Annotated in this window: 18 protein-coding genes and 1 other RNA gene; 13 read left to right on the top strand and 6 right to left on the bottom strand. The window is 52.4% G+C overall.

Translation table 11 applies throughout. The features are described from left to right. Positions 1-156: 156 nt before the first annotated feature. The 3 genes from ppiD (at position 157) to fadM (ending at position 3057) form a co-directional block, all read left to right on the top strand. The gene (gene ppiD / locus FDW98_RS03395; protein ID WP_096758061.1) at positions 157-2031 is read left to right on the top strand and encodes a peptidylprolyl isomerase; all 1875 of its coding nucleotides are present in this window, start codon (positions 157-159) and stop codon (positions 2029-2031) included. 146 nt (positions 2032-2177) lie between these two features. After that, entirely contained in the window at positions 2178-2552 is a 375-nt protein-coding gene (locus tag FDW98_RS03385; protein WP_096758060.1) for a helix-hairpin-helix domain-containing protein, read from the top strand. Positions 2553-2658: 106 nt separating this feature from the next. Then, positions 2659-3057, top strand: coding sequence for a long-chain acyl-CoA thioesterase FadM (gene fadM / locus FDW98_RS03380; RefSeq protein ID WP_096758059.1), 399 nt, complete (start codon positions 2659-2661; stop codon positions 3055-3057). A 104-nt stretch (positions 3058-3161) separates the two neighbouring features. Here fadM and queC read toward each other — a convergent pair whose 3' ends face one another. Both queC and FDW98_RS03370 read right to left on the bottom strand, forming a co-directional pair. Beyond that, positions 3162-3857: a 7-cyano-7-deazaguanine synthase QueC gene (queC, locus tag FDW98_RS03375; RefSeq protein WP_096758058.1), complete on the bottom strand. Its 696-nt coding sequence runs from the start codon at positions 3855-3857 to the stop codon at positions 3162-3164. A gap of 64 nt (positions 3858-3921) precedes the next feature. Next, positions 3922-5622, bottom strand: a complete 1701-nt coding sequence (locus FDW98_RS03370; protein WP_096758057.1) for an SgrR family transcriptional regulator — start codon at positions 5620-5622, stop codon at positions 3922-3924. A 123-nt stretch (positions 5623-5745) separates the two neighbouring features. Between FDW98_RS03370 and cof the strand changes: the two genes are divergently transcribed. Beyond that, positions 5746-6564: an HMP-PP phosphatase gene (gene cof / locus FDW98_RS03360; protein ID WP_096758056.1), complete on the top strand. Its 819-nt coding sequence runs from the start codon at positions 5746-5748 to the stop codon at positions 6562-6564. A gap of 51 nt (positions 6565-6615) precedes the next feature. Here the strand turns inward: cof and FDW98_RS03355 are convergent, their stop codons facing one another. Further along, positions 6616-7671 (bottom strand): PLP-dependent cysteine synthase family protein, encoded by a 1056-nt coding sequence (locus FDW98_RS03355; RefSeq protein WP_219921364.1) that lies wholly within the window; start codon positions 7669-7671, stop codon positions 6616-6618. 112 nt (positions 7672-7783) lie between these two features. On the opposite strand from FDW98_RS03355, the gene decR reads away from it, so the two are divergent. The 5 genes from decR to amtB all read left to right on the top strand — a co-directional run bounded on the left by decR (position 7784) and on the right by amtB (position 13713). After that, complete coding sequence (gene decR / locus FDW98_RS03350) at positions 7784-8242, top strand: DNA-binding transcriptional regulator DecR (RefSeq protein ID WP_164496612.1); 459 nt, start codon at positions 7784-7786, stop codon at positions 8240-8242. Between the two features lie 44 nt (positions 8243-8286). Next, entirely contained in the window at positions 8287-10059 is a 1773-nt protein-coding gene (locus tag FDW98_RS03345; RefSeq protein ID WP_096758053.1) for a SmdA family multidrug ABC transporter permease/ATP-binding protein, read from the top strand. After that, positions 10052-11830, top strand: coding sequence for a SmdB family multidrug efflux ABC transporter permease/ATP-binding protein (locus FDW98_RS03340; protein WP_096758052.1), 1779 nt, complete (start codon positions 10052-10054; stop codon positions 11828-11830). The genes FDW98_RS03345 and FDW98_RS03340 overlap by 8 nt, the downstream gene beginning before the upstream one ends. A gap of 226 nt (positions 11831-12056) precedes the next feature. After that, positions 12057-12395, top strand: coding sequence for a P-II family nitrogen regulator (gene glnK / locus FDW98_RS03335; protein WP_096758051.1), 339 nt, complete (start codon positions 12057-12059; stop codon positions 12393-12395). 31 nt (positions 12396-12426) lie between these two features. Continuing rightward, the gene (amtB, locus tag FDW98_RS03330) at positions 12427-13713 is read left to right on the top strand and encodes an ammonium transporter AmtB (RefSeq protein WP_096758050.1); all 1287 of its coding nucleotides are present in this window, start codon (positions 12427-12429) and stop codon (positions 13711-13713) included. Between the two features lie 74 nt (positions 13714-13787). Here amtB and tesB read toward each other — a convergent pair whose 3' ends face one another. Then, positions 13788-14648 (bottom strand): acyl-CoA thioesterase II, encoded by an 861-nt coding sequence (gene tesB, locus FDW98_RS03325; RefSeq protein ID WP_096758049.1) that lies wholly within the window; start codon positions 14646-14648, stop codon positions 13788-13790. Between the two features lie 212 nt (positions 14649-14860). Between tesB and FDW98_RS03320 the strand changes: the two genes are divergently transcribed. Next, positions 14861-15430, top strand: coding sequence for a YbaY family lipoprotein (locus tag FDW98_RS03320; RefSeq protein WP_096758048.1), 570 nt, complete (start codon positions 14861-14863; stop codon positions 15428-15430). A 30-nt stretch (positions 15431-15460) separates the two neighbouring features. Here the strand turns inward: FDW98_RS03320 and FDW98_RS03315 are convergent, their stop codons facing one another. Further along, the gene (locus tag FDW98_RS03315; RefSeq protein ID WP_096758047.1) at positions 15461-15772 is read right to left on the bottom strand and encodes an MGMT family protein; all 312 of its coding nucleotides are present in this window, start codon (positions 15770-15772) and stop codon (positions 15461-15463) included. A 162-nt stretch (positions 15773-15934) separates the two neighbouring features. On the opposite strand from FDW98_RS03315, the gene ffs reads away from it, so the two are divergent. The 3 genes from ffs (at position 15935) to FDW98_RS03300 (ending at position 18365) form a co-directional block, all read left to right on the top strand. Continuing rightward, an RNA gene (gene ffs / locus FDW98_RS03310) (signal recognition particle sRNA small type) lies at positions 15935-16031 on the top strand. A gap of 108 nt (positions 16032-16139) precedes the next feature. Further along, entirely contained in the window at positions 16140-17228 is a 1089-nt protein-coding gene (locus FDW98_RS03305) for a site-specific integrase (RefSeq protein ID WP_003847563.1), read from the top strand. A gap of 183 nt (positions 17229-17411) precedes the next feature. Further along, complete coding sequence (locus tag FDW98_RS03300) at positions 17412-18365, top strand: hypothetical protein (protein ID WP_003847560.1); 954 nt, start codon at positions 17412-17414, stop codon at positions 18363-18365. 251 nt (positions 18366-18616) lie between these two features. Here the strand turns inward: FDW98_RS03300 and FDW98_RS03295 are convergent, their stop codons facing one another. Beyond that, positions 18617-19744: a beta family protein gene (locus tag FDW98_RS03295; protein ID WP_003847557.1), complete on the bottom strand. Its 1128-nt coding sequence runs from the start codon at positions 19742-19744 to the stop codon at positions 18617-18619. Positions 19745-19759: the final 15 nt, after the last annotated feature.

The following is a 19759-nucleotide window of genomic DNA, read 5'->3' as shown; positions in this document are numbered from 1 at the left end:
GATGTGCCTTTTTTATTTGTGATTCCGGGACTTTCTACGTGTTGTGGGCTGACAATCGCCCCTGTTTCTTGTCACAATAGACCTTTCCACGCAGCGTTCAGAAAACGCTATGCTGCGTGAGGTATACAGTCACCTACAGCGGAGTGTGGTTACACCATGATGGACAGCTTACGCACGGCTGCTAACAGTCTCGTGCTCAAGATTATTTTCGGTATCATTATCGTGTCGTTCATTTTGACCGGCGTGAGTGGTTACCTGATTGGCGGAAGCAACAACTACGCCGCAAAAGTGAATGGCCAGGAAATTAGCCGCGGGCAGTTTGAGAATGCGTTTAACAGTGAACGTAATCGCATGCAGCAGCAGCTGGGCGATCAGTTCTCTGAGCTGGCGGCGAATGAAGGCTACATGAAAACGCTGCGTCAGCAGGTGCTGAATCGTCTGGTAGACGAAGCGCTGCTGGACCAATACTCTCGCGAACTGAAGCTCAGCATCAGCGATGAGCAGGTTAAACAGGCTATCCTCTCAACGCCTGCTTTCCAGGTTGACGGTAAATTTGATAACAACCGCTATAACGCAATTGTAAATCAGATGGGGATGACCGCAGACCAGTATGCTCAGGCGCTGCGTAATCAGCTCACCACCCAGCAGTTGATCAACGGCGTAGCCGGGACAGAGTTCATGCTGAAGGGTGAAACGGACGAACTGGCGGCGCTGGTTGCACAGCAGCGTATCGTGCGTGAAGCGACTATTGACGTCAACGCACTTGCAGCGAAACAGTCGGTGACCGAGCAGGAGGTTGCCAGCTACTACGAGCAGAATAAAAACCACTTTATGATGCCGGAGCAGTTCCGTGTGAGCTACATCAAGCTGGATGCTGCAGCTATGCAGGAAACAGCCAGCGATGCGGATATTCAGTCTTATTATGACCAGCATCAGGATCAGTTCACTCAACCGCAGCGTAATCGCTACAGCATCATCCAGACCAAAACGGAAGATGAAGCCAAAGCGGTACTGGATGCGTTGAACAAAGGTGGTGATTTTGCCGCCCTGGCGAAGGAAAAATCCGCCGACATTATCTCTGCCCGTAACGGCGGTGATATGGGATGGCTGGAAGAATCCACCACGCCAGAAGAGCTGAAGAATGCGGGTCTGAAAGAAAAAGGCCAGCTGTCAGGCGTGATCAAGTCTTCTGTGGGTTTCCTGGTTGCTCGTCTTGATGATGTCCAGCCAGCGCAGGTTAAACCGCTGAGCGAAGCACGTGACGAGATTGCGGCGAAAGTGAAGCAGGAAAAAGCGCTGGATGCCTACTATGCGCTGCAGCAGAAAGTCAGCGATGCGGCAAGCAACGATAACGAATCCCTCGCGGGGGCTGAGCAGGCAGCGGGTATGAAAGCCGTTGAAACGGGCTGGTTTAGCCGTGACAGCCTGCCTGAAGAGCTGAATTTCAAACCGGTTTCAGACATCATTTTCAATGGTGGTCTGGTGGGTGAGAATGGCACTCCGGGCAGCAACTCTGACATCATCACCGTGGATGGCGATCGCGCGTTTGTGCTGCGTATTGCAGAGCACAAAGCGGAAGCTGTTAAGCCGCTGGCTGAAGTGAAAGATCAGGTAACCGCGCTTGTTAAGCATAACAAAGCAGAGCAGCAAGCGAAGCTGGATGCCGACAAACTGCTGGCTGCGCTGAAAGCCGGTAAAGGCGATGAAGCAATGAAAGCGGCAGGTCTGAGTTTTGGTGAAGCGAAAACCCTGAGCCGTACAGGTCAGGATCCTCTGAGCCAGGCGGCGTTTGGTCTGGCGCTGCCAGCGAATGACAAGCCGAGCTACGGCGTAGCGAACGATATGCAGGGCAACGTTGTTCTGCTGGCGCTCGACGCGGTGAAAGCGGGTTCAATGCCAGAAGAGCAGAAGAAAGCAATGGTTCAGGGGATTACTCAGAACAACGCGCAGATTGTCTTCGAAGCGCTGATGAGTAACCTGCGTAAAGCGGCAAAAATTAAAGTCGGTGACGCGCTGGAACAGCAGCAATAATCGAGACGCTTCGCAAAAAATTGCAAAAAGTTGTATACACCAAAGGCCGCTTTCGCGGCCTTTTCCATTTCTGAATTTTGCCATTTGTCTGCCGTTCTCCACCTCGCTATCGTGATTCCACTGTTAACAAACAAGGAGAAAACAGTATGAAACATGGAATCAAAGCACTGCTTATCACCCTTTCATTAACCTGTGCTGGCGTGAGCCAAAGTACCCTGGCCGCGGAACCGGTCGCTAAAAGCCAGGCAGTCCAGACCAAAGCAGAGGGGGCGGGTGCGGCGCATAGCAAAGCGACGGTACCGACGAAAGCGAGCGATGATGAAGGCACCAGGGTAAGCATCAATACCGCGTCGGCGGAGGATTTAGCGCGGGTCATGAATGGTGTCGGGCTAAAGAAAGCGCAGGCGATTGTCAGCTATCGGGAGGAGTACGGGCCGTTTAAAACGGTTGATGACTTAAAACAGGTGCCGGGGATGGGCAGTTCACTGGTGGAGCGTAACCTGGCTGTTTTAACACTTTAATAACTTGCAGAGCGCTGAAAATTTGCCAGACTGTAGAGGTCATACCAGTTATGGCCTCCTTATCCTCAAGTCTATTCCTATAAAAACAAATTAGGGTTCCTGCGCTATGCAAACACAAATCAAAGTTCGTGGTTTTCATCTCGATGTCTATCAACATGTTAACAATGCCCGCTACCTTGAGTTTCTGGAAGAAGCCCGCTGGGACGGTCTGGAAAACAGTGACAGCTTTCAGTGGATGACCGCGCACAATATCGCTTTTGTGGTGGTTAACATTAATATCAACTACCGGCGCCCCGCCGTGCTGAGCGATCTGCTGACCGTCACCAGTCAGGTACAACAGTTAAATGGCAAAAGCGGTGTGTTAAACCAGACCATCACGTTAGAGCCGGAAGGGCAGGTAGTGGCCGATGCGTTGATTACCTTCGTCTGTATCGATTTAAAAACGCAGAAAGCGCTGCCGCTGGAAGGGGAGTTGCGCGAAAAGCTGGAGCAGATGGTGAAGTAAGGGAAGATTGCCGGGCCTGCAAACATCAGGCCTGCAAATGATACCGATTTGTAGGCCGGATAAGACGCATTAGCGTCGCCATCCGGCATTATCATCGCGATAAATTACTTTAACCCGGTTTTCTGCTTCATGGCCGCCATCACTGCCGGTTTATCCGCCAGATAATGGTTCAGGCCGTTGGCACGCAGGTTACAGGCGGCACACTGGCCGCAACCGTCGCCCTTAACGCCGTTATAGCAAGTCAGCGTCTCTTCACGCACCAGATCCAGCTTGCTCCAGTAGTCGGCCAGTGCCCAGGTTTCGGCTTTATCAAGCCACATCAACGGGGTTTCAAAGCGGATATCTTTTGCCATGCCCAGACTTACGGCATGATTCAGTGCTTTGACAAACTCATCGCGACAATCAGGATAGCCGGAGAAATCGGTCTCGCAAACGCCAGTAATGACCGCTTCCGCTTGCACTTGATATGCATAAATCGCCGTCAGCGTTAAGAACAAAATATTACGTCCGGGCACAAAGGTGTTGGGAATGCCGTTGGCTTCAGGTTCGTAATCCGGTACCGGAATGTTATCGCGGGTCAAGCTACTGACCGCCAGTTCGCTAAGCAGCGTGACGTCGAGAACTTTGTGTGCGCGAGCGCCGAGTTTTAAGGCCAGGTCACGTGCGACATCAATCTCAGCGCGATGGCGCTGACCATAATCAAAGGTCACACAGTGCACTTCATCATACTGATGCAGCGCCTGCGCCAGACAGGTGGTGGAGTCCTGACCTCCACTAAATACGACAACGGCACGTTTCATGGTTTTTCCTGACAAATAACGAAAACCCTATGGTAGCGCCTGGGCGCGGCGTCGACCAGCTTCTTCACGATGAAGGCGGCGGCAGCCAAGCCTCGGTGAATTCAAACCAGCCTCTGGGGTTGAGCCGCACGCCGTTGACGCCCGGTGGGGCGCTAATGCGGTAATGGTAATTAAACAGCGGCGTTAGCGTGGCGTCATTCATCAGGTTAGTGAAAACCTGCTGTAACGCCGCGTGACGATGATCCTCATTAGCCTGGGTTTGCAGCGCATCCAGCGTGGCCTGTAGATGAGAGAATGCCGGGGCATCCAGAACATGCGGCCAGAGCTGATCGCAGCGTAGCCACTGTTCAAGTGTATATTCTGGCGCTTCGCCAATCAGCCGGTCGCCCATCATCAGGTCGGCCTGGGCCAGAGGATGGTCACCGTCCCAGTTCTTGGCATTGTGAAAAATCAGCGTTAACTCGCAGCCCAGCGTTGCCAGTACCTGGCGAAGCTGTTCGGCCATGGCGTGCAACTCTACTGGCAGGTGATATACCAGTGTCAGTTTTTCCGGCAGGGCCACTTCATCCAACTGATCCCATTGCGGAATGGTCCACCCTGGCAGCAGCGCGTTGCTTGGGGTAATCAGATTCTCTTCCACCTCAAGCGTCTGCAACAGGGAAGAGTGGTGGATGATATTGACCAGCCGACGCGCCTGAAGCACGTTCAGCCGTGCGCTTTTCCTGAGGGTTAAATAACAAAATCCGAGGCTGATCCCGCTACTAACCTGGCTAAGCATCGGCAGTTCCTCAGGCTTGCCAATGGCAATTTGCACCGGATGGCGGCAGCTGGTACCCAGATCCTGGTCGAAAAGCTGCGGTGTTATCCAAAATTCAATGGCTTTCAGCAACGGGTGGCTGAGGTGATAGTGGTCATGGCTCTCGATACGGACCAGTTCCGGTGTAAACAGCGTCAGCCTAAACGGACCGGTGCCGACGAGCGGCTGTTCCGGGTGCGCCAGATGACTGCTGTAGCTGGCCAGACGGTGTGCCAGCCAGAAGTCGGGGCGATGTAAAATAAACGTCAGGCATTGAGGGTGAGTCACCTCAATACACTTCACGCTGATAAATAATTTATTGAGCGCGGGCAGCTCCAGCAGCTGTTGCAGGCGTTGATGTAGCTGCGAGGTGCTGAGCACGTCACCGTTATGCCAGTGCAGCGTGGAGCGAATATAGAAATCCCAGCGCAGGCCGTCGGCGGAGATATCCCAGTGGTGGGCCAAATCACCGCAGGGGCGCTGGGTCGTACTGTCAAAACGGGTCAGTCCGGAGAAGACTTGCCCGGCAAGATGTTGTTCGGCACGACCGGGGAGAAAGCCGGGGCGGAGGGGATCAAGTGGGCGATAGTAGGGAATACGCAGGGTTGGCGTATCGTTATGCCACTGGCCGCCCATAAACGGCTGCAGCAGCGTTCTTAATTCTCCGGGAGCCAGCTGCGCCAGCTCCAGCACGCTACGCTGTTCTCCCTTTTGCAACGCCTGCTCCATCATCGTATTGCGCAGCGAGTCGGGCGTGACCAAAAAGCGCAATTGTCCCCGTTTTCCGCGTCCTGAGCGTGCTTCCCATGCCAGCCAGCCCGCCTCCTGTGCCTGGCGTAGCAGCGTACGGACATGGCGCTCGCTGCAAAAACAGCGTTCAGCCAGTTCGCCGACGGTGACCGACTGCGGCTCTCCGTTTGAGGGCTGCCAGAGGCGTTGGTACTGATTCAATCGATTCAAAAGTCGCATTTGCACTTCATCCTTCGGGCAACATAAACCCGGAACAATTCGTTTTATCTATTCACTATTACTTCCGTATATCTCAGGTGATACTGAACCACAAGTTAACCGCGTCACAGTGTGGAGAAAGAAATGGCTCGTCTGGCTGCATTTGATATGGATGGCACCCTGCTGATGCCGAATCACCATTTAGGTGACGAAACACTCTCGACGCTGGCGCGCCTGCGTGAACGCGACATCACCCTGACGTTTGCCACTGGCCGCCATGTGCTGGAGATGCGTCATATCTTAGGGACCCTCTCACTGGACGCATTTTTGATAACGGGTAACGGGACGCGTATTCATTCGCTGGAAGGGGACGTACTGCATCGTCAGGATCTGGCACCCGAGGCAGCAGATATCGTCCTGCACCAGAAGTGGGATACCCAGGCCAGCATGCATGTCTTCAATGACAATGGCTGGTTCACCGGGCAGGAGATCCCGTCGATCCTCAAGGCGCATGTGTACAGCGGATTCCGTTATCAGATCGTGGATGTGAAACGTATCCCCGCGCATCAGGTGACGAAGATTTGCTTCTGCGGCGATCATGACGACCTGATACGCCTGCGCATTCAATTGAATGAGGCGCTGGGTGAGCAGGCAAATCTCTGTTTTTCCGCCGTAGACTGTCTTGAAGTGCTGCCGCTGGGCTGTAACAAAGGCTCCGCGCTGGCGGTACTGAGCGACCATTTAGGTTTTTCTATGGCCGAGTGCATAGCATTTGGTGACGCGATGAACGATCGCGAGATGCTGGGCAGCGTAGGGCGAGGTTTGATTATGGGCAACGCCATGCCGCAATTAATTGCTGAGCTTCCTGATTTACCGGTGATTGGACATTGTCGCAATCAGGCGGTATCGCACTTTTTAACACATTGGCTGGATAATCCGCATCTACCTTATTCCCCCGAATGAGAGATCCCTTCCAGCAAGCCAGACCATTAGGTCTGGCTTTTTTTTGCCGGTTTACTGGGTATTCAGCAGTTGGGCGATTTCCGCTTTCCATGGTGTCAAATCGCCAATATGCGCATTAACCCACTCTGGGTTGTAGTAGGTCTCAAGATAACGTTCGCCGCTGTCGCACAGTAACGTTACCAGTGAACCTGTTTCTCCAGCCTCACGCATGCGGGCGGCAAGTTGCAGCGTACCCCACATATTGGTCCCGGTTGAAGCACCGACTTTGCGGCCCAACTGCGTTTCCAGCCAGTGCGCGGTAGCGACGCTGGCGGCATCCGGCACGCGCAGCATTTCATCAACCACGTCCGGAATGAAAGAGGGCTCGACGCGCGGGCGACCGATACCTTCGATTTTACTGCCCACCGGGCTGCGTAATGTGGCGTCACGCGCCTGCCAGTATGGCAGAAAAACAGAGTTTTCCGGATCGACCACCATCAGCCTGGTGTCGTAACCCTGGCAGCGAATGTAGCGCCCAATGGTTGCTGACGTGCCGCCGGTTCCGGCGCTCATCACAATGTGGCGGGGAACGGGATGTGGCTCGCATGACATCTGGCGGAAGATACTGTCGGCAATATTGTTATTGCCGCGCCAGTCGGTAGCGCGCTCGGCGTAGGTGAACTGATCCATATAATGGCCGTTGAGTTCACGGGCCAGCTGTTCAGACGCGGCATAAATTTCGCAGGCGCTTTCCACGAAATGGCAGCGACCGCCGTAAAACTCAATCTGCTCAACTTTGCGTTTTGCCGTGCAGGACGGCATGACGGCGATAAACGGTAGCCCCAGCAGGCGGGCGAAATAGGCTTCAGAAACCGCCGTGGAGCCGGAAGACGACTCAATAATGGTGGTGCCTTCTTTGATCCAACCATTGCACAGTCCGTACAGGAACAGTGAACGCGCCAGTCGATGTTTCAGGCTACCGGTCGGATGGGTACTTTCATCTTTCAGGTACAGCTGAATCCCCGGGAACGCCGGAAGTGACAGGCGGATAAGATGAGTATCTGCGGAGCGTTGATAATCCGCATTGATTTCATTGATGGCGTTTTTAACCCAGGAGCTATTCATCATTAATATCCATTTGTCATTTTGTGCCTAGAGTAACGAAAAGCACGGAAAAAATTGTTGCCATTTAGCCTTTAAAATAGAATGTAGGGAGAAAATTCTTCTCTGTGGGGTGGATATGTTAGACAAAATTGACCGCAAGCTGCTCAGCTTGCTGCAACAGGATTGCACCCTTTCTTTGCAGGCACTCGCAGATGCCGTTAATCTGACAACCACCCCCTGCTGGAAACGACTCAAGCGACTTGAGGATGACGGCGTTCTGCTTGGCAAAGTCGCGCTGCTGGATCCCGAAAAGCTGGGACTTGGGTTAACGGCCTTTGTGTTGATCAAAACGCAGCATCACAGCAGTGAATGGTACTGTCGCTTTGTGACCGAAGTGACCGGGATGCCAGAGGTACTGGGATTCTGGCGCATGGCCGGGGAGTATGACTACCTGATGCGTGTGCAGGTCGCCGACATGAAACGCTATGATGACTTCTACAAACGGCTGGTGAACAGCGTGCCGGGGTTGTCGGACGTTACCTCAAGCTTTGCGATGGAACAGATTAAATACACAACTGCTCTACCTATTGAATAATTCTCCCGGCGCTCATTGTCGGAAATCATGTCAGGACATAACGCGTGCGATTATTTGCTCAATTAAGCTGGTACTTTCGCCGGGAGTGGCGTCGCTACCTCGGGGCAGTGGCCCTGCTTATCATCATCGCTATCCTTCAACTTATTCCGCCTAAAGTGGTCGGAATTATTGTTGATGGCGTGACGGCTCAACGCTTCACGACCGAACGCCTGCTAATGTGGGTTGGCACAATTGCGCTGATTGCGGTGGTGGTCTATTTGCTGCGCTACGTCTGGCGCGTGCTGCTGTTTGGGGCATCCTACCAGCTGGCAGTTGAACTGCGCGAAGATTATTACCGTCAGTTGAGCCGTCAACATCCTGAATTTTATCTGCGCCATCGCACGGGCGATCTGATGGCGCGCGCCACCAACGATGTTGACCGGGTGGTGTTCGCCGCCGGAGAAGGTGTGCTGACGTTGGTCGACTCGCTGGTGATGGGCTGTGCGGTGCTTATCGTCATGTCTACGCAAATAAGCTGGGAGTTGACGCTATTTGCCTTGCTACCTATGCCGGTGATGGCGCTGATGATTAAGCGTTACGGCGATCGGCTTCATAACCGCTTTAAGCAGGCGCAGGCGGCATTCTCCAGTCTCAACGATCGTACTCAGGAGAGCCTGACCAGCATTCGCATGATTAAAGCCTTTGGTCTGGAGGACCGGCAGTCGGCCTTATTTGCCGCAGATGCGCAGGATACCGGTAAGAAAAATATGCGCGTCGCGCGCATCGACGCCCGCTTCGATCCCACCATTTATATCGCTATTGGTATGGCGAACCTGCTGGCAATTGGCGGTGGAAGCTGGATGGTGGTTCACGGTTCGCTGACGCTCGGTCAGCTGACCAGCTTTATGATGTATCTCGGTCTGATGATTTGGCCGATGCTGGCGTTGGCGTGGATGTTTAATATCGTCGAGCGCGGTAGCGCCGCCTACAGCCGTATTCGCGCCATGTTGGCGGAAGCTCCCGTGGTTAATGATGGCACGGAACCCGTGCCGGAAGGGCGCGGGGAACTGGCGGTTGCGATTCGTGAATTCAGCTACCCGCTGATGGCGCGCCCGACGTTGGAAAACGTTAATTTCCAGCTTAAGCCTGGGCAGATGCTGGGTATTTGTGGGCCGACCGGTGCGGGAAAAAGTACCATTCTGTCGCTGATCCAGCGCCACTTTGATATTACCCAGGGCGACGTGCGCTTTCATGACATTCCGCTGACGCGCTTACAGCTTGATAGCTGGCGCAGTCGGCTGGCAGTTGTTAGCCAGACGCCGTTCCTGTTTTCGGACACCGTCGGTAATAACATTGCACTTGGACGCCCGCAGGCGACGCAGGCCGAAATCGAACATGTGGCGCGCCTCGCCAGCGTGCATGAGGATATTTTACGTCTGCCGCAGGGATATGACACCGAAGTGGGCGAGCGGGGCGTGATGCTCTCGGGCGGGCAAAAACAGCGAATTTCTATTGCCCGCGCGCTGCTGCTTAATGCGGAAATTCTGATTCTTGACGATGCGCTGTCGGCGGTAGACGGCCGTACCGAACATCAGATCCTGCATAACCTGCGCCAGTGGGGCGAGGGAAGAACGGTTATTATCAGCGCCCACCGCTTGTCGGCGCTGACGGAAGCCAGCGAGATTATCGTGATGCAGCACGGACATATTGCCCAGCGTGGCGACCATGACACGCTGGTCCAGCAACCCGGTTGGTACCGCGATATGTATCGCTATCAGCAGCTGGAAGCGGCGCTGTCTGATGCCCCTGCGATAAATGAGGAGGCGGCGAATGCGTAGCTTTGGGCAATTATGGCCGACGCTGAAACGGCTGCTGCGCTATGGTTCACCGTGGCGAAAACCGCTGGGCATTGCGGTGGTGATGCTGTGGGTGGCGGCGGCGGCAGAAGTCAGCGGTCCGCTGCTGATAAGCTACTTTATTGATAACATGGTGGCGAAAAACAATTTGCCGTTGGCGATGGTGGCTGGTCTGGTTGCGGCTTATGTCGGTCTGCAACTGCTGGCGGCGGGACTGCACTATGCGCAGTCACTGTTGTTTAACCAGGCTGCCGTCGGTGTGGTGCAACAGCTACGCACGGATGTAATGGATGCTGCGCTGCGCCAACCGTTGAGTGAATTTGACATCCAGCCCGTCGGACAGCTTATCTCTCGTGTAACCAACGATACCGAAGTGATCCGCGACCTGTACGTGACGGTCGTGGCGACGGTACTGCGCAGTGCGGCTCTGATTGGTGCCATGCTGGTGGCGATGTTTAGCCTCGAATGGCGTATGGCACTGGTGGCGATGGCTATATTCCCGGCGGTGATGGTGGTGATGGTGATTTATCAGCGCTACAGCACGCCGATTGTGCGCCGCGTTCGTGCCTATCTGGCCGATATCAACGATGGCTTCAATGAAGTCATTAACGGTATGAGCGTGATCCAACAGTTTCGCCAGCAGGCGCGCTTTGGGGAGCGCATGGGCGAGGCCAGCCGTTCGCACTATATGGCACGCATGCAGACCTTGCGGCTGGACGGTTTTTTACTGCGTCCGTTGCTGAGCCTGTTTTCCGCCCTGATCCTCTGTGGTTTACTGATGTTGTTCAGCGTGACCTCTGGCACGTCCATCGAGGTTGGCGTGCTGTATGCGTTTATCAGCTATCTCGGGCGTCTGAACGAGCCGCTGATTGAGCTGACGACCCAACAATCTATGCTGCAGCAAGCGGTTGTCGCCGGTGAGCGCGTCTTCGAACTGATGGACAGACCGCGTCAGCATTATGGCGATGATGATCAGCCGCTGAAGAGTGGCAACATTGAGGTTGATAACGTGTCATTTGCTTATCGCGATGACAATCTGGTGCTGAAAAATATTAGCCTGTCCGTGCCTTCACGCAGTTTTGTGGCGTTGGTTGGGCATACCGGTAGTGGCAAGAGTACGCTCGCCAGCCTGATGATGGGCTACTATCCGCTGACGCAAGGGGAGATCCGTCTGGACGGGCGCCCCCTCTCCTCGTTGAGTCACGGCGTCTTACGTCAGGGCGTCGCGATGGTGCAGCAGGACCCGGTGGTGATGGCGGACACCTTCCTGGCAAACGTCACGCTGGGCCGCGATATTTCTGAAGATCGAGTGTGGCAGGCGCTGGAGACCGTACAGCTGGCTGAGCTGGCACGCGGTCTGAGTGACGGTATTCACACCCGATTGGGCGAACAGGGCAATAATTTGTCCGTGGGGCAGAAACAGCTGCTGGCATTGGCCCGGGTTCTGGTCGAAACGCCGCAGGTACTGATTCTGGATGAAGCCACCGCCAGTATTGACTCCGGCACGGAGCAGGCCATTCAGCAGGCGCTGGCTGCTGTGCGCGAACACACTACGCTGGTGGTGATTGCCCATCGACTCTCCACGATCGTGGAAGCAGACACCATTCTGGTGCTGCACCGGGGGCAGGCCGTCGAGCGCGGCACACATCAGCAATTACTGGCGGCGCAAGGCCGCTACTGGCAAATGTATCAGCTGCAACTGGCCGGTGAAGAGCTGGCGGCCAGTGCGCATGAGGATTCCATTATTGCCTGATGGCGCAGTGCGTATCAGGCCTACGGCTAAATTGGTTCGAGAAGCATCAACAATCTGGTGCAAAAATGTAACGCACTATGCACCGTTATAGTGCGTTTTTTCTTTTTCCACCCCGGCCGCGCCCTGCGAGCCTGAATCACCCCGCGTTTTTCATTTCTGGCACACCCCTTGCAGTATTCATCCTGTGTATCTGCAGCCACTACTGAATTCTGACTGGAGGGGATCTATGAAGCTGGTTACCGTGGTAATCAAACCGTTCAAACTGGAAGACGTCCGTGAAGCACTGTCTTCTATTGGTATTCAGGGGCTGACCGTCACCGAAGTGAAGGGCTTTGGTCGACAGAAAGGCCATGCCGAGTTGTATCGGGGAGCCGAATACAGCGTCAATTTTTTACCGAAGGTGAAGATTGATGTGGCGATTGCCGACGATCAGCTTGATGAGGTGATCGACGTCATCAGCAAGTCGGCCTACACCGGAAAAATTGGCGACGGCAAAATTTTTGTCGCCGAGCTGCAACGTGTGATTCGTATTCGTACCGGCGAAGCCGACGAAGCCGCACTGTAACTTCTGGCACACAGTGATAGGAAACCAAAAAATGAAGATAGCAACGATGAAAACGGGTATCGCTTCACTGGCACTGCTGCCGGGACTGGCGATGGCAGCGCCAGCCGTCGCGGACAAAGCTGATAACGCCTTTATGATGATATGTACCGCGCTGGTGTTGTTTATGACCATTCCGGGCATCGCGCTGTTTTATGGCGGTTTGATTCGTGGCAAGAACGTTCTGTCGATGCTGACGCAGGTGACGGTGACGTTTGCACTGGTCTGCATTTTATGGGTGGTGTATGGCTACTCGCTGGCCTTTGGCGAGGGGAATAGTTTCTTCGGCAACTTCAACTGGGTGATGCTGAAAAACATTGCCCTGACGGCGGTAACGGGGAGTTTCTACCAGTACATTCACGTTGCGTTCCAGGGCTCATTTGCTTGCATCACCGTTGGACTTATCGTTGGGGCGCTGGCTGAACGCATTCGCTTCTCTGCGGTACTGATTTTTGTGGTGGTATGGCTGACGCTGTCCTACATTCCGATTGCGCATATGGTCTGGGGTGGTGGTCTGTTGGCCTCCCATGGCGCGCTGGATTTTGCGGGCGGGACGGTGGTGCATATCAACGCCGCGATCGCCGGGCTGGTGGGTGCTTATCTGATTGGTAAACGTGTGGGTTTTGGCAAAGAGGCTTTCAAACCGCATAATCTGCCGATGGTCTTTACCGGGACCGCGATTCTCTACATCGGCTGGTTTGGTTTTAACGCAGGTTCTGCGGGGACGGCAAATGAAATCGCTGCGCTGGCCTTTGTGAATACCGTGGTGGCGACCGCTGCTGCCATTCTCGGCTGGATCTTCGGTGAGTGGGCGCTGCGCGGTAAACCGTCGCTGCTGGGCGCATGCTCTGGCGCCATTGCGGGCCTGGTTGGCGTGACCCCTGCTTGTGGTTACATTGGCGTCGGCGGCGCGTTGATCATCGGGGCAATTGCCGGTCTGGCGGGGCTGTGGGGCGTGACGATGCTGAAGCGTTTTCTGCGCGTTGATGACCCGTGCGACGTGTTCGGTGTGCACGGCGTTTGCGGCATTGTCGGCTGTCTTCTGACCGGGGTGTTCGCCGCCAGTTCTCTGGGTGGCGTAGGCTTTGCTGAGGGCGTGACCATGGGGCATCAGGTGCTGGTGCAGCTCGAAAGCGTGGCGATTACCATTGTCTGGTCCGGCGTGGTGGCCTTCATCGGCTATAAGCTGGCGGACATGACGGTCGGGCTGCGCGTACCGGAAGAGCAGGAGCGCGAAGGGCTGGATGTGAACAGCCACGGTGAAAACGCCTATAACGCCTGATATTTCACTCTGCCGGATGGCGCTAAACGCTTATCCGGCCTACGACAGATGTAGTCTGTAGGCCGGATAAGACATCAGTTGCGATTGCGCATCACCCCTTCCTGTACGGTAGAGGCCACCAGCACGCCGTCCTGTGTATAAAATTCCCCGCGCACAAAGCCCCGGGCACCGGAGGCAGAGGTGCTCTCGACGTTATACAGCAACCACTCATTGATATTGAAAGGACGATGGAACCACATCGAATGGTCGATAGTGGCTATCTGAATCCCTTTCTCCAAAAAACCAATTCCGTACGGCTGTAGCGCCACAGGCAGGAAGTTCAGGTCGGAGGCGTAACCCAGCAGATACTGATGCACGCGCAGATCGTCCTGCACCGTACCGTTGGCGCGGATCCACACCTGGCGTGCCGGTTCGGCGACATGGCCTTTGAGCGGGTTATGAAACTCCACCGGACGCACTTCCAGTGGGCGGTCATTGATAAATTTCTCTTTCAACAGCGGCGGCAGCAGATGCGCCACTGAACGGGCAATTTCGGTTTCGGATTTCAGCGCGTCGGGCCCAGGTGCGTGCGGCATGGTTTTTTGATGTTCAAAGCCCTCTTCCGGCGCCTGAAAAGAGGCGGTCATGTAGAAAATGGGCTTTCCGTTCTGGATGGCGGCAATGCGGCGAGCGCTGAAACTGTTACCATCGCGCAGCACTTCGACATCGTAAATTATCGGTTTTTGGCTATCGCCAGGACGTAAAAAGTAGCTGTGAAAGGAGTGCACCAGCCGCTCTTCCGGCACGGTTTCTTTAGCGGCATACAGCGCCTGTCCGACGACCTGCCCGCCAAAAACCTGGCGTAATCCTAAGTCTTCACTTTGGCCGCGAAAGAGTCCTTCTTCAATTTTTTCCAAATTCAACAATGTCAGCAAACTTTTTAGTGCCAGACTCATAGGTGCTCTCCAGGTCATGTCGATGTCGCAGCGAAGTAGGCAGAGTATAACGCAATTTTGAAAGTGGTCCGATGGGTGCAATTGTCTGAATTACCGGTCGATTGCAGGCAAAAATAGCTACTTTGTGCCACACTTAGTCACGTTATGTTTTTGTTAACCACTCTTCTGGCGAGGAAAGTTCTCGCTGGTGCATTGACGATAAGGAGAATTTAATGAAACTCGTGCACATGGTAAGTGGTTTAGCCGTTGCGGTCGCGCTGGCGGCCTGTGCTGATAAAAGTGCAGATATTCAGACACCTGCGCCAAGCCCTACTACGTCAATTGCTGACACACAGTCAAAAATTCAACAGCCGAATGTTTCTGGTACGGTGTGGATCCGCCAGAAAGTTGCGCTGCCACCGGATGCCGTACTGACCGTCACACTGTCGGACGCTTCGCTGGCGGATGCCCCGTCAAAAGTCCTGTCGCAAAAAGCGGTGCGTACTGAAGGGAAGCAGGCGCCATTTAGCTTTGTGCTGCCGTTTAACCCAGCAGATATTCAGCCGAACGCCCGTATTTTGTTGAGTGCAGCCATTATGGTGAACGATAAACTGGTGTTTATTACCGATACCGTGCAGCCGGTTATCAACCAGGGCGGTACCAAGGCCGATCTGACGCTGGTTCCTGTTCAGCATACGGAAGTTCCGGTTCAGGCCAGCGGTGGCGCGGCAACTACGGTGCCGTCAACGTCTCCCACGCAGGTGAATCCGTCTTCAGCCGTCCCTGCACCTACGCAGTACTAAGTCTGGCATGACCCTCTCCGCAGGGGAGGGTTAATACACCCAGCGATAACGTTGTAAATCGATGTGCCCACTTCCTGAAACCACCACCCCTTCAGCTAGCAATGCCTGACGCTGGCGCTGTAGATCCGGCCCGGTCAGCGATATAGCACCATGGCGATTGACGACACGATACCACGGCAGGGTGCTGCCTTCGGGAAGCCGTTTGAGGACGCCGCCGACCTGACGCGCTGCACGCGGCGATCCGGCAAGTCTGGCGACATCACCATAGGTAGTGACGAATCCTTCGGGGATTGCGGCGACAATTTGCCAGACGCGTTGGGGGAAAGAGTCTTGTATATCCATCATTTATTCCTGCGCTAATTCCCCAGCATAATCTGGAATGGCGGGGGAGTGAAGCCGCATTGCACAAGAAAACAGCATCCGGTGCTGGATGGGTTGCAATTACACGGTGCAGCAGTGATAATGCGCCTGCGCGTTGGTTAACAACGCTCTCAATGGGGGCTCTGTTGGTTCTCCCGCAACACTACTCTGTTTACCAGGTCAGGTCCGGAAGGAAGCAGCCAAGGCAGATGACGTGTGTGCCGGGATGTAGCTGGCAGGGCCCCCACCCATTTCTGCTAAGTGCATGATATCCATCATGTAATCCTCTATTTTCGTGCATTGAAACGGCGGTGATACAACTTTTGTGTATCACTTAGGACGCTAATCAATGTCGCATCTGATGCTTTCCCGTCACGGGATCTGGTACTACCGTAGGGTCTACCTGACACCTCGGAAACGCCGTGAAATTCGTATTTCTCTTCGCACACGTTCCAAGCGTGAAGCTTTGCTCCGTGTGGAGAAATATCTCACCTCACGACCTTTCCACTGCGTTCCGCAGTCCATCCCGGCACACACTGCAACCCCGTCTGCTTCCTTCCAACAACCACAACAGAAAAAGCCTTTCAAGAGCCTGAAGAGTGAGCTTGATAAGTACACCAGCGCTAAAACAGGAGAGGTTGGTGAACGGGAAATATTGACGATCAACAGATGCGTAAATGCATATCTGAATTCTACAAAAGAGCCTTTCAGCAAAAGAAGCGCGGCGGCGTTTGTTGATGGCCTTGAAGGTTCAGCATCCACCAGAAACCGTTACATCAAAAAGAACTCGGCGTTTTTCAAATGGCTTGCAACTCGCACGGATGATGACATTCGAAACCCATTTGAGGGGATGGGTGTTAAGGAAACAACCGCACCAATGGATCGCCGTCCAGCATACACGCTCAACGATCTGAAACGATTGTACATTGCTTTACATGGCGTGAAGGATTGGAAGCGGTGGATCATCTTAATCGGTCGTTATTCTGGTATGAGGCAGAATGAGATTTGCCAGCTTTACCACAATGACGTGATGAAAGTTGACGGGGTTTGGTGTTTCCGCGTTGATAACTTGAATCCAAATCAGACGATAAAAACGGACAGCTCGCGGCGGTTCATTCCGATACATTCGCAGCTTCTTACGCTTGGCCTGCTTGATTTCATCACTGACAGAAAAGGGCATTTGTTCCCTGAGCTTACCTTGCATCTCGGCAGTTATGGACACTATTTCAGCCGTTGGTTTACGAGGTTCAGAGGCAAGCATAGCCTGCCTGAATATCATTCACTGCGCCACTATGCCGCCACAATATTTAAACAGAATGGCTTCCCTGAACAGTTCGCTTCGCAGGTGCTCGGACACTCGAACGCAACGATCACGTACAACCGATACGGGAAGGGGATTGCTGTTAGGACGCTCGTCGAGTTAATTGAGGTACTCTAAAAGTTATCCGGATAAGCAAATTCACGATGGTTCCAAAGGGGATAAATACGCTTCGAAAATCTTGAGTGCAAATTATAACCCCTTTAAATATAGAGGTTTTGTGATCCGTGTTGTTTTAGCGAGGTTTCCAAAAGTGATAGTCTGGAAATCATGCTAATGCACTATTGATGGGGTAGGATAATTATGCCAAGTCGTAGAATCGCTTACGCATACTACGATCCTGATTGGATTAAAGGCGAGCATACGCTTCTCGCCCTCAAAAGGAATACTGTCGAGCCGCTTGCTTATTCACTGTCTATGAAAGGATATATTTTTTGTCCTTCTTGCTATGAACATATAACTCGAGTGCCTGCCGATCCTGACAAGGGCATGACTACGAATGAAGTTCCGGCCTATTACAAACACCTTAAAGATGATAATGCGCCTTTCTGTAGTTTGAGATGTGGCCCCATTCAGTACAAAAAATATTCATCTCAAGAAGATGCAAAAAAAGCCGTTGAAGATGAAGAGCTTATAGTCATAAGCGGTTTTCTCGAGTCTCGTCCTGATAACAATCCAAGGATCGATTCTGAGGGCAGTGAGGTACCTGTCGATTCTCATTTTGAGAGAAAAAATGGCAAAGAGGTTTCATTGCCTATTTCCCGCCATCATGGTGAGTCTTTCAAGGTTCCGAGCCAAGTAACTAGTGTCCAGTCTTTATGCGTTAATTTCGATCATAATTATTATCGTGAGATTTACCTTGTTGGCGCAGATGGTAAAGCAAAGCGCTACAGATTTTGTGACTCACTAAAAGAAATCAATGACATAACTGAGGGTTCTTCTGATCCAGCATTCTTTTTTGGTACGTTTTGGAAGATTGAGAAGTTTACAGGCCATAGTAATGTCTGGTTAAAGATCAACCAAGGAACATCATTTAGGGATTTCAGAGTACGTATCACTAATGATACAGCTGAAGGGAGAGGATTTTTTAATGATAAAAATCGTGGGAGGATAACTGTTTTTTATAGTCGAGTAGATGAGGTCGGCATGGGGTATATGACACCCCAGTTAGGGTGGGGGGAGGTGGCACTTTTGCCTGCAAAATATGATGATTTTTTAATCAGTGATTATGCGTCATCTCGTAAGGACAATCATTAATTTTCGATTGGTTGTGATGAAATCGACAAGATTATAAGCCCTGCTGAAGCAGGGTTTTTTTATGTGTAAAGTTGACCGATAAGGCGGCTTCGTTCAACCATACGTCAGGCATCTGCGGCGCTGGAGTTGTCTTGTGTCGCAGACTGTATCTCACTTTGTGTGACAGATAAAGCAGGTTAACAGACAAAAGAAAGGCCGGGACAAAGCCCAGCCATTCTATTTACAGTACGCTACCATAATTTTAAGATGATTTATGCGGTAACAATTCTTGGCGTAATACGACTGCGTTGAAACTCTGAGACTTCCTCAACAACAAAACTCATATGATGGTTGGTATCGTAGCTAATCCACTGGGTCGGGCCACCCTTAATTTCTTCTCTGCTGCAAGCCTCAATTCTCTCATCCCCCCAACTAAAGCCAGCCCCTAAATAGTAAGGAGATTTGACAATGACTCTTGCCAAGTCATACATTTGCGCCCCTTTATTACCTTTTTGCTTAGAGTGACCCCTTGCAACAAAATATTTATTTTCAATGGTATACCTAATTTTCCCGTTAGCATGAATTGCTTTTACACCATCAGCACCTTTGGGATTCCGAATACCATAATCAGCAAAAAGAAATGGTGATTTCATATCAGAATAAATTGCCTTCCAAACATGCATTTCCTTACGTTCAACGAGGTCTGTTGAATCCACTTCCTTTACTGCATCATTTATGATTATTGGGAACGAGCAACCCGCTATCATGATACTAGCAAAGCCAAACTCATCAACGGCGGTAATGAGATGCTGCATATCGGCATGCATTGATACAATAGACTTATGAGTAACATCACCAAAATCAAACATTACCATCACTTCAGCACCGGAAAGCCCAAGCGAATCCAGAATCTCATGAATCGTATCTGTAAAATAATCTACGTCGTACGCATCATCTATAGATGTAGAATCAATACGTAAACAGTACATTGTCCCTTCGGGTACAACTAATCCTTTCAATGCATTTTGATAGTCTAGGATATCCCAACGGTCGAATCCTATAACTGGATGTACAAGTGATCCACTTGAGGCTAAGGCTCTGTACATGTAGCTCAAAACATGCTCACCTGTTTCAATGTAACTATCAGCTTTCCAATCAAAAAAGTCGAAAAATATTGATGATGATGAATTCGCGTTATTGATTCCATCCGCAATCTTAGTAAGAAAATCCTTTTTCATCTGAGATGAGCCGCTTAAGGCCTTAGATTTCTTATCGTTCTCAGTTAATTGGGGAATTTCAAAAAATGGCCAAATTTTTTGCGAGTAAGCAGGTTTCAGTCTTTTCAATGCTTCAAACTCACCAGCTTTTGCTCTTAGGATCGGCACGTATGTAGGGTACATGGTTCAGTTCTCCTG

The sequence above is a fragment of the Citrobacter sp. wls711 genome (assembly GCF_005281055.1).
GTDB lineage: Bacteria > Pseudomonadota > Gammaproteobacteria > Enterobacterales > Enterobacteriaceae > Citrobacter > Citrobacter gillenii.
Note: the sequence above shows the minus strand (reverse complement) of the source record. Positions and strands in the feature narration are given on the sequence as shown.

Coding starts and splice junctions, on each gene's coding strand:
- FDW98_RS03355 (WP_219921364.1), bottom strand. CDS start 7,671: ATGATGAATAGCTCCTGGGTTAAAAACGCCATCAATGAAATCAATGCG.
- FDW98_RS03300 (WP_003847560.1), top strand. CDS start 17,412: ATGCCAAGTCGTAGAATCGCTTACGCATACTACGATCCTGATTGGATT.
- FDW98_RS03385 (WP_096758060.1), top strand. CDS start 2,178: ATGAAACATGGAATCAAAGCACTGCTTATCACCCTTTCATTAACCTGT.
- decR (WP_164496612.1), top strand. CDS start 7,784: ATGTTAGACAAAATTGACCGCAAGCTGCTCAGCTTGCTGCAACAGGAT.
- glnK (WP_096758051.1), top strand. CDS start 12,057: ATGAAGCTGGTTACCGTGGTAATCAAACCGTTCAAACTGGAAGACGTC.
- FDW98_RS03315 (WP_096758047.1), bottom strand. CDS start 15,772: ATGGATATACAAGACTCTTTCCCCCAACGCGTCTGGCAAATTGTCGCC.
- FDW98_RS03305 (WP_003847563.1), top strand. CDS start 16,140: ATGTCGCATCTGATGCTTTCCCGTCACGGGATCTGGTACTACCGTAGG.
- amtB (WP_096758050.1), top strand. CDS start 12,427: ATGAAGATAGCAACGATGAAAACGGGTATCGCTTCACTGGCACTGCTG.
- FDW98_RS03320 (WP_096758048.1), top strand. CDS start 14,861: ATGAAACTCGTGCACATGGTAAGTGGTTTAGCCGTTGCGGTCGCGCTG.
- FDW98_RS03340 (WP_096758052.1), top strand. CDS start 10,052: ATGCGTAGCTTTGGGCAATTATGGCCGACGCTGAAACGGCTGCTGCGC.
- FDW98_RS03370 (WP_096758057.1), bottom strand. CDS start 5,622: ATGCGACTTTTGAATCGATTGAATCAGTACCAACGCCTCTGGCAGCCC.
- ppiD (WP_096758061.1), top strand. CDS start 157: ATGATGGACAGCTTACGCACGGCTGCTAACAGTCTCGTGCTCAAGATT.
- tesB (WP_096758049.1), bottom strand. CDS start 14,648: ATGAGTCTGGCACTAAAAAGTTTGCTGACATTGTTGAATTTGGAAAAA.
- cof (WP_096758056.1), top strand. CDS start 5,746: ATGGCTCGTCTGGCTGCATTTGATATGGATGGCACCCTGCTGATGCCG.
- FDW98_RS03295 (WP_003847557.1), bottom strand. CDS start 19,744: ATGTACCCTACATACGTGCCGATCCTAAGAGCAAAAGCTGGTGAGTTT.
- fadM (WP_096758059.1), top strand. CDS start 2,659: ATGCAAACACAAATCAAAGTTCGTGGTTTTCATCTCGATGTCTATCAA.
- queC (WP_096758058.1), bottom strand. CDS start 3,857: ATGAAACGTGCCGTTGTCGTATTTAGTGGAGGTCAGGACTCCACCACC.